Annotated in this window: 8 protein-coding genes; 5 read left to right on the forward strand and 3 right to left on the reverse strand. The window is 71.2% G+C overall.

Annotated features, from left to right (window positions below; all coding sequences use genetic code 11):
• Nucleotides 1-1499: WD40 repeat domain-containing protein (locus tag AB0J64_RS55645; protein ID WP_364046436.1), on the forward strand; the 1499-nt coding region annotated here is incomplete at its 5' end.
• Here the strand turns inward: AB0J64_RS55645 and AB0J64_RS55650 are convergent.
• Complete coding sequence (locus tag AB0J64_RS55650; protein WP_364046438.1) at nt 1500-2519, reverse strand: LCP family protein; 1020 nt, start codon at nt 2517-2519, stop codon at nt 1500-1502.
• Nucleotides 2520-2559: 40 nt separating this feature from the next.
• Nucleotides 2560-3675: a D-glucuronyl C5-epimerase family protein gene (locus tag AB0J64_RS55655; protein WP_364046440.1), complete on the reverse strand. Its 1116-nt coding sequence runs from the start codon at nt 3673-3675 to the stop codon at nt 2560-2562.
• Between the two features lie 88 nt (nt 3676-3763).
• Here AB0J64_RS55655 and AB0J64_RS55660 point away from each other — a divergent pair, with 88 nt between their 5' ends.
• Nucleotides 3764-6526, forward strand: a complete 2763-nt coding sequence (locus AB0J64_RS55660; RefSeq protein WP_364046442.1) for a methyltransferase domain-containing protein — start codon at nt 3764-3766, stop codon at nt 6524-6526.
• Nucleotides 6523-7563, forward strand: a complete 1041-nt coding sequence (locus AB0J64_RS55665) for a glycosyltransferase family 4 protein (protein ID WP_364046444.1) — start codon at nt 6523-6525, stop codon at nt 7561-7563. The genes AB0J64_RS55660 and AB0J64_RS55665 overlap by 4 nt, the downstream gene beginning before the upstream one ends.
• Here AB0J64_RS55665 and AB0J64_RS55670 read toward each other — a convergent pair.
• Entirely contained in the window at nt 7530-8786 is a 1257-nt protein-coding gene (locus AB0J64_RS55670; RefSeq protein ID WP_364046446.1) for a polysaccharide deacetylase family protein, read from the reverse strand. The genes AB0J64_RS55665 and AB0J64_RS55670 overlap by 34 nt on opposite strands.
• 183 nt (nt 8787-8969) lie before the next feature.
• On the opposite strand from AB0J64_RS55670, the gene AB0J64_RS55675 reads away from it, so the two are divergent.
• Both AB0J64_RS55675 and AB0J64_RS55680 read left to right on the forward strand, forming a co-directional pair.
• Nucleotides 8970-9761: a DUF1206 domain-containing protein gene (locus AB0J64_RS55675; RefSeq protein ID WP_364046448.1), complete on the forward strand. Its 792-nt coding sequence runs from the start codon at nt 8970-8972 to the stop codon at nt 9759-9761.
• 46 nt (nt 9762-9807) lie between these two features.
• Entirely contained in the window at nt 9808-11367 is a 1560-nt protein-coding gene (locus tag AB0J64_RS55680; protein ID WP_364046450.1) for a phospholipase D-like domain-containing protein, read from the forward strand.
• The last annotated feature ends 96 nt before the right edge of the window (nt 11368-11463 follow it).

Here is an 11463-nt window from a genome sequence, read left to right on the forward strand (position 1 = left end):
CCACACCCACCTTCCACACCCGACGAACCTCCGCTCTCCTCACCACCGGCCGCCCCATCGGCACCCCGCTCACCGGCCACACCGGCGCCGTCCTCGCGGTCGCCACCGCCACCCTGAAGGGCAAGCCCGTCGCGGTGAGCGCGGGCAAGGACAAGGTGCTGCGGTTCTGGGACCTGACGGCCGGCAAGCCCGCGGGCCGGGCCAGGGCCGGGCACACCGACTGGGTGCGGGCGCTGGCCGTCACGCCGGACGCCGTCGTCTCCGCCTCCGACGACAAGACGGTCAAGATCTGGAACCTCGCCTCTCGCAAGGTCACCACGATCGAGAGCCTGCCCGATGTCGTGATCTCGCTCGCCGCGATCAGGACGGGGACGTCCTGGACGCTGCTGGGCGCGGGCCGCGACGGCGTGATCCGCGGCTGGGACACCGCGGGCAAGCCCGTGGGCGCCCCGCTCACCGGACACACCGGATTCGTCACGGCCGTCACGGCGGCCCTGATCGACGGCGCCCCGCTCGCCTTCTCCGGCGGCGCGGACAAGTCCGTACGGACCTGGGACCTGGGCAAGTGGACCGCCTCCGCCGTGTCCGCCGGCACCCCCGGCCATTCCGCCGCCGTCAAGGCGGTCGCGCTGGCGACCGTGGGCGGCAGGCCGCTGGCCGTCTCCGGCGGGGCCGACAAGACCGTCAGGATGTGGGACCCGTTGACGGGAAAGGCCATCGGCACGCCGCTGCTCGGGCACACCGATCAGATCATGGCGATGGCCGCCGGCACCGTGGGCGGCAATCCGGTGGCCGTCAGCGGTGACGCGGGAGGAGTGCTGCGGATGTGGCGGCTGGACACGGGCGCGGCGCTGGGCAAGCCGCTCACCGGCCACCAGGGCAGCGTCAACGCCGTCACGATCGTCAACGACGTGATCGTCTCGGGGGGCGCCGACGGCCGGCTGTACCGGTGGAACGCCGTCACGGGCGCCCCCGTGGGGCCGCCCCTTTCCGGGCACCGCAAGCCGATCAGAGCGGTGGCGTCCGCGATCGTGAACGGCCGGCCGGTGGCGATCTCCGCGAGCGAGGACCACGAGCTGCGCCTGTGGGACATCGCCGCCGGCAAGCAGATCGGAGCGCCGCTGACCGGCCACCAGGGTGTCGTCCTCGCGGTGACCACCGCCGTGGTCGACGGCCGTCCCATCGCGGTGTCGGCGGGCGAGGACCGTACGCTGCGCCGCTGGGACCTGATCACGGGGACGGCCATCGGCGCCCCGCTGACCGGGCACACCGACTGGGTGCGGGCGCTGACGACGGCCGGCGACCGGGTGATCTCGGCAGGTGACGACCGGTCGCTGCGCGTGTGGAGCCTGCGCACCGGCGAGGCGGTCGGCAAGCCGATCGGCGGGCACGCCGGTCCCGTGTACGCTCTGGCCGCCGGTCAGGCCGGCGGCACGACGATCGCGGTCTCCGCCGGCACGGACTGGACCGTACGTGCCTGGAACATCCTCGGCGGGTGACTAGCGGACCGTCTTGACGGAGTTCCCCGGCCCGGTCCGCTTGACGTACTCGCGTGCCTGGTCGGTCCTGAGGGCATCGCTCAACGCTCGGGTCTTACGGCTGTCCAGGTAGACGACGCTCTGCGCGCCCTCCATGCCGGTTCCACGGGTGGGCATTGTGAAATAGTCGGACGCGTCCAGCTCCGCCAGGTCGATGAGACGGCTTCTGAGCATGGCCAACGTCACGCCGTCGTCGACGGTGGTGGCCTTGGTGATCGAGCGGAGCAGTCCGTCGACCTTGCCGGGGTTGGTCAGGGTGCCGGCGGTCAGCGTCCGGTCGGAAAGGGCCTTGAGCAGCGCCTGCTGGCGCTTGATCCGGTCGAAGTCCCCGCCGGGCAGGTTGTAGCGCTGCCGGACGAACAGCAGGGCCTGCTCGCCGTTGAGATGGTGGCGGCCCGCCGTCCAGGTGGTGCCGCTGTTCGTGTCGCGCACGGTCTTGGCCACCTCGACGTCGACGCCGTCGACCGCGTCGACGGCCGCGGCGAACCCCTTGAAGTCGATCGCGGCGTAGTGGTCGACGCGGATGCCCGTGAGCGACTCGACGGTCTTGATCAGCAGGGCGGGCCCGCCCCAGGAGAAGGCGGCGTTGATCTTGGCGCGGCCCCGGCCGGGGATGGTCACCCAGGAGTCGCGGGGGATCGACACGACGGCGACGTGTTTCCGGTCTTCCGAGAGGTGGGCCAGCATGATCGTGTCGGTGCGCTGGGAGCCGGGCACCCAGAGCGCCGCCTTGGCGCCGTCTCCCGTGGTCTGGGCGTCGGCCCTGCGGTCGGTTCCCACGAGGAGCCACGTCTCGCCGTGGCCGGGCTTGGGCTGCGGGCGCTGCTTCTCCTCCGCTTGGGACGTGGGCAGCGCCGCGGGTAACCGTACGATGTCGCTGTCTAGGCTGGACTGGTAGATGAAGAGCCCGCCGGTGCCGAGCGCCCCCAGCAGCACCAGGGAGGCCAGGGATATCCACAGCAGACGACGGAAGCGGCGCATCCCCTCGATACCTCCCGAGATCGATTAGTGGACTTTATAACTAATTGCCGGGAAGCGCCTTTCCCTCGAGGTAGCCGAGCCAGCGCTTCTCGATCTCGCTGTAGCGCCCGCCGGTGATCGCGTCCAGCGCCGACAACTGGGTGACGTGCAGCGAGTGATAGCTCCATCGGGCGGGGTTGGGCGCGGTGGCCGGGGTCCGCGTGTAGTGGAGGAGGTCGTAGCTGGTCCGGTACGCCAGGTCATAGAGCGGCAGGATCCTGTCGAGGGTCTTGAGCCCCTGCTGGAACATCTCCTTCGCGGCCTTGTCACCCATGAGCTCGCCGACGTCGTGCACGCCGATCAGGGCGAACAGGTAGCCGTTGAGCACATGCGTCGGGGTCGGCGTCGGGTACTCCTCGAACCAGTCGAAGCGGCCCTCGAACCGGCGCAGCACGCCGCCGTCCTCCACGTTGGTCCGCAGGGGGCCGAGCGCCCGCAGCGCGGCGTCGCCGTAGCGGGACTCACGCGTCTTGTCGTACATCTTGGCCAGGAAGGCCGCCCCGATGCCCTGAGCCATGCCCGAGTACCAGCCGGCGCGCAGCTCGCCGGCGAGCCCGTCGCGGTAGGAGTAGTCGAAGGGCACGGGCCAGCCGCCCTTGGCGTCCTGGTGCTCGAGCAGCCAGCGGGCGACCGTCTCCGCCTTGGGCCGGTATTTCTCGTCGCCCGTGGCCACCCACTTGCTGTAATTCTCCATGCCGTATTGGACGACCTCGACCGGATACTGGAAGGTGCCGAAATCGTAGGTGCTGATCGGGATGCCGTCCGGCCCGATGGAGATGCGCCGCCACGTGGTGACGTCCACGCCGGCGAAGTGCAGCCAGGGTCCGCGCGGATCGTGCTTCTTGATGAGCGGGGTCTCGTCCTCGAAGTACTCGGCCCGTACGACGCCGTCGGCACCCGTGGAAACGGTCACTTCCAGTCGTTTCGCCAGCGCGTCGAGCGGGACGTAGAGCTCGTCGTCGACGCGCAGGCCTGGCACGGTCTCGTGGAGGAGCCCGACGGGCACCTGGGTCGCCGCGACCGCTGAGGGCGGTTTCCGCGCGCCGGAGGGCGCTGAGGAGGTGCAACCCATCAGGGTGCACAGGGCGATCACCAGGACGACGAACTTACGGAACACCGGCACCTTGATTACCGCCCTTAACGGATATTTCCAGAAATGGTAATGTCGGGCCTTCACTGATCATCGCCCAGGGGTCCCTGCCCACATGAACCATGATCGCGTCCATTGTGCCTATAACGGGATAGATGTCGACCCCGAAACTCAGGCGCTGACCCGGAACCGGCTGCACTGGCTCCTGGATCATCTCCCTCCGGGTCGCCTCCTCGACCTGGGCTGCTCCCAGGGGACCCTGTCCATCCTGGCCGCCCGCCGGGGCGACCAGGTGACGGGCGTCGACATAGAGGAGGAGGCCATCGTCTTCGCCACGCGGCTGGCCGCCGAGCTTCCCGCCGACGTGGCCGCCAGGCTGGCCTTCCTGCGGGGCGAGGGCGAACGCCTCGCCTTCCCCGACGGCTGCTTCGACTCGGCGGTCGCCGGAGAGCTGCTCGAGCACGTGGGTGACCCGGGGGCGGTCCTGACGGAGCTCCACCGGGTCCTGGCGCCCGGCGGGACGCTCCTGCTCTCCGTGCCCCACGGGCTGATGCCGCACCACGACCATCGCCGTACGTTCTACCGAGACGGCTTCCGCCGCCTGATCGACCCGCTGTTCGAGGTCCGCGAGCTGACAGTCCTGGACCGGCACATCGCCGCCGTGGCCGTACGGCGGGAGGAGCCGCGGGGTGTGCCCGCCTACCTGCTCAGCCCGGAGGAGGCGGACTTCCTCCAGCGCGAGGAGCACCTGGAGCAGCGGCTGCAGGGCCTCCGCGACAAGCTGGAGCGGGCCAACCGCCTCTACCGCGACGTCACCGCCGCCAACGCCGACCTCAAGACGCAGCTCGGTGAGAGCAGGACGGGACAAGACGTCCTCGACCAGCTGTCGGTGCTCCAGGACACCGTGCGCCGCCTGTCCTCGAGCATCGCGGACGGCGCGGCCACGGAACGGGACGAGCTCCACGACCAGCTCCGCACGCTGACGGAGGAGCGGGACCGGCTGCGCGCCGGCATCCGCGCCGCGGAGACCGAGATCGGCCTGCTCCGCGAGGCGGCCGACGCCGCCGAGGCGGAGCGGAACCGGCTCCTGGAGTCGATTCAGGGGCTGAGCTCCGGCCTGGAGACGGTCCGCGAGACGGCCGAGGCGGTGACCGCCCAGCGGGACGAGCTACGCGCCGTCGTCCGGGCACAGGCCGAGGACCTGCGGACGGCCGAGGCCGCGCACGGCGAGGCGCAGCGGGCGGCCGAGGCCGCCCACGGCGAGGCCCGGAGGGCGGCGGAGGCCGCGCACGCGGAGGATCTGCGGGTCCTGAACGAGCGCGTCGCCACGCTCGACGCGGAGCTCCAGAAGGACCGGGCGGCCCTGGCCAGGCTCCGTACGGTCTACAACGGCGAGCGGCACCGGCACGAGCTCACCCAGCAGCGCCTGGGCAAGCTCGTCACGGCCGAGTCCAAGCTGCGGCAGGAGAACGAGCGGCTGAGGGCCAAGCTGGAGACGGTCACCGGCCGGCTGGCGGACTACCGGGAGCAGGTCAACAGGATCCGCTCCTCGCGCGCCTGGCGCGTGCTCTCCGTCTACCGGAGGTTACGCCGCCCCGGTCAGCCCGACCCGGCGCAACCGGCCCCGAAGGCCCTCCCGGCGCGCTCCCCCGCCGCCCCGGCCCGTACGGCCGTCACGAGCCCGTCACCGTCGCCCGCCCCCGCGCCGGCGCCGGCGCCGCGGCCCGCCGCGGTCGCGCCGGTGCCGGTGGAGGAGTTCAGGATCGGGCTGCACGAGTGGATCGAACGGGCCAGGGCGGCCGAGGGCGACGAGGTGGTGCTGATGTTCTCCGGCACGACCTTCGTGCAGGAGGCCCGGGGCAACAGGCCCATCCGTCTCACCCGCGTCTACCTCGGCCGCGACTGCCCGGTCTTCTTCAACTACTACCGCTGGCGCGACACCGATCCGCTGCCGTCGCACCCCGATCCGCTGCTGTTCCAGAGCCCGATCGACATCACGCCCCGGCTGCTCGACGAGGTGCTGGGCGCCGACTTCGGCGGCAAGCGGAAGCTGCTGTTCGCCTCGTTCCCGCATGAGGCGATGGTGCGGACGCTGACCCACGCCGCCTCGCACGGCTGGGTGACGATCTACGACGCGCGTGACGACTGGGAGGAGTTCGCCAAGATCGGCATGGCGAAGTGGTACCACCCCGGTCACGAGCGTTACCTCGTCGCGCACGCCGACGTGGTCACCGCGGTCTCCGCGCCGCTGGCCAGGAAGATGGAGAAGCTGGGCGGCCGCAAGGTGAACGTCAACGCCAACGCCCTCGACCCGGCCTTCCCCGTCCCCTCGGCCCCGCGCCGGCCCGACGCCACCCGGATCGGCTACTTCGGGCATCTGACCGACAAGTGGTTCGACTGGGACCTGGTGATCCGCGCCGCCCGGACCTATCCGCACTACACCTTCGAGCTGGCCGGGCACCAGAACCCCGACCTGAAACTGCCGGAGAACGTGCGCCTGCTCGGACTGCTCGGCCATCGGGAGCTGGCCGAGCTCAGCGCCGAGTGGGCGCTGGCGCTGATCCCGTTCAAGAACGGCCCGCTGGCCGACGCGGTGGACCCGATCAAGGTCTACGAGTACCTCCATCTCGGCCTGCCGGTGCTGAGCACCTACTTCCCGCAGTGCGTGGACTATCCGGGCGTACGGGTCACCGAGTCGGCGGCGGAGTTCGTCACCGCCATCCCCCAGGTCGCGGGCTCGGCGCCCGACACCGAGGAGATCGGTTCCTGGCTCGCGAGCAACACCTGGGAGTGCCGGGTGGAGGCGTACTCGGAGCTGGCCGAGCAGGTCGTCCGGAAGGGCCGCGAGGACCTGCTGACGCTGCTGGAGTGCCGATGAAGGTGCTGTTCTGCTACCGCTACGGCGTGATCGGCGGGGTGTCCACCCAGCTGCTCAACCGGTACACCCACTTCTCGGCCGAGTACGAGATCGGCGTGCTCTACGAGGCCGACCACGGCATGGTCGCCCACTTCCCCCCGGGAGTGGCCCGGGTGACGGCCACCGACGAAGCCCGTGAGGCCGCCATCAGGGACGCGGCGCCGGACGTCGTCGTCGTGATCGACAGCCCCAGCTTCCTGTCGGCGTGGCAGCGCGCGGGCTCCCCCGGGTCCTTGATCCTCGAGGTGCACACGACCACGACCAACCTCTCCTACCTGGGAGACCTCTCGATCCGCCCCGACCACATCGTGACCGTGAGCGAGTACATGCGCGGGAAGCTGAGGGCGCTGGGGCTGTCACCGATCAGCGTGGTCCCCAACTGCCTGGACGAGCGCTGGCACGCCGAGACCGTCCCTCCCGCGCTGGGCTCCGCGCCGGTGGCCTGGATCGGCAAGCTTGACGGGCACAAGCGCTGGCGGGCCGCCGCCGACCTGCTGGACCGGATCGCGGCCGCGCGCCCCGGCGTCACGCCGCTGATCGTCGGCGGGTACACCGCACCGGCGAGCGAAGTGTCCGCGCTGACCACCAAGCTCGCCACCTCACCCGCCCTCGGCTCGGCCCGCTGGCTGCCGCGCCTCGACTACGACCGGATGCCCGCCCTCTACTCCGCCGTCGCGGCGAACGGCGGCCTCACCGTCTCGACGACGACCGACGAGTCGTTCGGCATGTCCATCGCCGAGGCGCTGGTGCGGGGGTGCCCGGCGATCGCGCCCGCGGTGGGCGCGCTCCCCGAGATCCTCCCGGCGGAGGCGCTCTACCCGCCGGGAGACTGGGCGGCGGCGGCGGACAAGGCGCTCCGGGCGCTGTCGGACCCCGGTTTCCGCACCGCCCTGCTGAGCACCGCCCAACTCGTCAAGGAGCGCACGCACACGGAGTACGCCCTGGCCGCCTTCGCGAATGTGCTTCAGCGCAGCGCGAAGTCGTCGAAGGTGGCCTGACCTGGCGCGGTCAGCACCAGGCCGAAGCTGACCCCCGCGGCGTCCCCCAGTTTGGGGGCCCAGGTGGCCTGCCGCCAGGCCGGCGCGGCGGGGAAGACGGGGCCGTCGGTCCAGTCTGACCACACCCCGTCGCCGGTCCTCTTGCTGAGCGTGAAGCGCACCGGCGCGGTCGAGGTGTACCAGACCGAGATGCGGCCCGGCTTGGGGGCGCACTCGCCGTCGTCCTGCTTGATCGCCAGCCTGAGCTGCCCCGGGTCTCCCCCGGTCACCTGGATCCGGCCGGCCCAGCGCCCGGTGTGCGCGCTCGCCACCCGGCCGAACGTGGCGGTCGGGGACCGCCCGTCCAGCTGCCAGCAGTCCGGGAGCCCCTCCTTGCCGAAGTAGTTCTCCAGCGAGGCGTTCATCACGATCGACGGGGGCTTGAGCGGCGGCACGGGCCGGACGTCTCCGCCGACGACGTCGCCGACGGTGCGGATGGCGACCTTCCGCCCCTTCAGCCAGTCGAGGAACTCGGTGAAGATCTTGGGCTTCACCCCCAGGGACCCGCAGTCGTCGCAGTAGTCGTGGAAGACGAGGATCGCCCACGCCTTGCGCTGCTCGGCCGCGATCACGTACTGCTGGATCTGGGGCAGCGTGGCGCTCGCACCGACCGCGAGCGGCGTGTTGAGGTTGTACGGGTCCGCCGGGGTGATCTGCTCCGCGGCCGCGCCCGCCCGGCCCCGGCCGCTGCTGTAGCCGCACTCCTTCACCACGGCCTCGGCCGCCGCGTTGACCTCGTGGAAGGGGTACGCGAACGATCTCGGTGTGAAGCCCATGGCCTCCAGCGCGGACCGATCGCCGCACACCTCCCTGCGCTGCTCGTCAGTGTGGAGGGTGGGGAGCCTGGCATGCGTGCGGGTGTGCCCGCCGATCTCGTGCCCCGCTTGGGACAACTCCGCCATCTGGGTCTGGTTGAGGTAGCCGGGGGCCTGGATGCGGGTGCTGAGGACGTAGAAGGTGCCCACCATGCCCCGCTTAGTGAGCTCCTGCGCCATCTTTTCCTGACGCACCAGACCGTCGTCGAAGGTGAGCGAGACCACGCCGCCACCATCCGCCGGCCCCGCGCCTGTCGCCCCGGCGCCCGTCGAACCGGCGTCCTGCGTCGCCTTGGCCCCCTGACCGCTGCAGCCGGCGGATAACACCGCCATGGCGATCGCCACACCCACCATCACCGCTCGTCGCATTTCCCTCTCCTCCCCGTTAAGGCGCATATTTTCCCATGAGCACCGATCCGGACGCATGTAGGAATCTGCGCTATGTGGACCTGGACCTTGCTGGGCGGCAAAGGCCCAGGGAGAGGCCGTGGAGGTCTAGAGCGCGCAATCCCGGGCAGTTCCCAGGTCTTTGACGGACTTTCGGGAGAATGCATGAGCGAGGCTGCGACCATGGCTCGCCGGGCTGCGGACAGCCCGGCCATGGAGAAGCTTGCGCGGGTCGGCCTGGTCTGCCGTGGCGTGCTGTACGGGCTGATCGGCGTGCTGGCGGTTCAGATCGCGCTGGGTCACGGCGGCCGGGAGGCGGACAAGAACGGGGCGATCGGCACGGTCGCCGACCTGCCGTTCGGGGCCGTGCTCCTGTGGGTCATGGCCGTCGGTTTCGCCGGGCTGACCCTGTGGCAGGCATCCGAAGCGATCTTCGGGCACGGCAAGGTCCTGGACCGGGTGGAGGCGGGCAGCCGGGTGGTGGTGTACGCGTTCGTGTGCACCGCGCTGCTGACCCTGCTGCTGGGCGGCAAGAGCCAGTCCGATGACAAGAGGTCTCACGACCTGACGGCGAAGCTGCTCGACCTGCCCGCAGGACAGCTGATCGTGGGCGCGATCGGGCTCGGCATCGTCGCGCTCGGCGCCTATTGGGTGTGGTACGGCTTCAAGAAGAAGTTCCGCAAGGAGCTACGGCCGATGCCGCCCAAGGCAGGCAAGGTGATGGACCGGCTCGGGCTCGCCGGGTATCTGGCGCGCGGGGTGATCGCCGGTCTGGCCGGGATCTTCGTGGTTCAGGCGGCCATCACGTTCGACCCTGACAAGGCCGGCGGCATCGACGCGACGCTCAGGGCGTTCGCGGACACCCCGGTGGGTCCGTGGCTGCTGGTGGTCGTGGCGCTCGGGCTGCTGCTGTTCGCGGGGTACTGCTTCGGAGAGGCGCGCTGGCGGCGTACATGAGACTCGACGACTGGTTCCTCTTCGGAGAGGCGCGCGGGCGGTGTACATGAGACTCGACGACTGGTTCCTCACCGCCGAGGAGCGCGGCAACGGCTCAAGCAAGCTGGCGCCCTGGACGGAGGGGAACCTGGTGCGGCCCCTCATCCACGGCTCGGCCTACTTCGGCGAGCTCAGCGCGTGCCTGGCCGCCCTCGGCAAGGACGACCTGCTGCTGTTCGCCGACTGGCGCGGCGACCCCGACGAACGGCTCACGCCGGACGGGCCGGGGGTGGCGGCCGCGATGGCGGGCGCGGCCGAGAGAGGCGCGCTGGTCAGGGGCCTCATCTGGCGCTCGCACCTGGACTTCCTGCGCTTCAGCTCGGCCGAGAACCGGCACCTCGGCGAGGACATCGAGGAAGCGGGCGGTCAGGCGCTGCTCGACACCCGGGTCCGGCGCGGCGGCGCGCACCACCAGAAGTTCGTCGTCCTGCGCCATGACCGCGATCCCGGCAGGGACGTGGCGTTCGTCGGCGGCATCGACCTGTGCCACAGCCGCCGCGACGACGCCGAGCATCTGGGCGATCCGCAGGCGGCGCCGATGCCCGACTCCTACGGCGAGCGGCCTCCGTGGCACGACGCCCAGGTGGCGATCAACGGCCCGGCCGTGGCCGAGGTGGAGAAGGTCTTCTGCGAGCGCTGGGAGGATCCGGCGCCCGAGACCCGCCAGCCGTTCAGGCGGCTGCGCGACCGCCTGTCCCGCATGGCCGACGTGCCGCCGCTGCCGAAGCCCGGCCCGCCGCCGCGGCCCGCCGGCCGGCATGCCGTGCAGCTGCTGACCACGTATCCGCACCTGCCCCGGGCCCTTCCGTTCGCGCCGGAGGGTGAGCGCAGCGTGGCCAGGGCGTACCACAAGGTGCTGGGGCGGGCGCGGTCGCTGGTCTACCTGGAGGACCAGTACCTCTGGTCCACGGAGGTGATCGAGCCGTTCGCCCGGGCGCTGGAGCGCGAGCCGGGGCTTCACATGATCATCGTGGTGCCGCGCCATCCCGACCAGGACGGCTGGCTGGCCGGACCGGCCAGCCTGATCGGCAGGGCGGAGGCGCTGTCCAGGCTGATGCGGGCCGGGGACGGGCGGGTCGCGATCTACGACCTGGAGAACCACCGGGGCACACCGGTGTACGTGCACGCCAAGGTCTGCGTGGTCGACGACGTGTGGGCGTCCGTCGGCTCCGACAACGTCAACCTGCGCTCGTGGACGTACGACTCCGAGCTGAGCTGCGCCGTGATCGACGAGGAGCCCGATCCGCGCCCGCCCGCCGGGGCCCGCAGGTTCGCCAGGGACCTCCGGCTGGAGCTCGCCGCCGAGCACCTGGACCGCGACCCCGGCGACGACCTGGCCGATCTGTGCGACCCCAAGGGGGCGTTTGAGGCGTTCGCCGAGTCGGCCGCGAGGCTGGAGGCCTGGCACCGCGGCGGCCGCCGTGGCCCGCGCCCGCCCGGCCGGCTGCGCCCGCACCCGCGTCCGGAGCTCGGCCGCATCCGCCGGGCGATGGCACTGCCGCTGTACCGGATGGTCGTCGACCCGGACGGGCGGCCGCCGCGGTTACGCCGATCGAAGGAGTTCTAGGGCCAACGCCGTTCAGTTAGGGCTGTGGTGGCGGCGTCAAGGGCTGGCCGGGATCATGTTGATGCTGATGGTGGCCTTGTAGGTGGTCCGGTCGAT

This window comes from Nonomuraea sp. NPDC049695 (genome assembly GCF_040674955.1).
Taxonomy (GTDB): Bacteria; Actinomycetota; Actinomycetes; order Streptosporangiales; family Streptosporangiaceae; genus Nonomuraea; species Nonomuraea helvata.

Excerpts from the sequence above, each read along its gene's own strand:
- AB0J64_RS55650 (WP_364046438.1), bottom strand. The coding sequence starts at position 2,519 with ATGCGCCGCTTCCGTCGTCTGCTGTGGATATCCCTGGCCTCCCTGGTG.
- AB0J64_RS55660 (WP_364046442.1), top strand. The coding sequence starts at position 3,764 with ATGAACCATGATCGCGTCCATTGTGCCTATAACGGGATAGATGTCGAC.
- AB0J64_RS55665 (WP_364046444.1), top strand. The coding sequence starts at position 6,523 with ATGAAGGTGCTGTTCTGCTACCGCTACGGCGTGATCGGCGGGGTGTCC.
- AB0J64_RS55670 (WP_364046446.1), bottom strand. The coding sequence starts at position 8,786 with ATGCGACGAGCGGTGATGGTGGGTGTGGCGATCGCCATGGCGGTGTTA.
- AB0J64_RS55675 (WP_364046448.1), top strand. The coding sequence starts at position 8,970 with ATGAGCGAGGCTGCGACCATGGCTCGCCGGGCTGCGGACAGCCCGGCC.
- AB0J64_RS55680 (WP_364046450.1), top strand. The coding sequence starts at position 9,808 with ATGAGACTCGACGACTGGTTCCTCACCGCCGAGGAGCGCGGCAACGGC.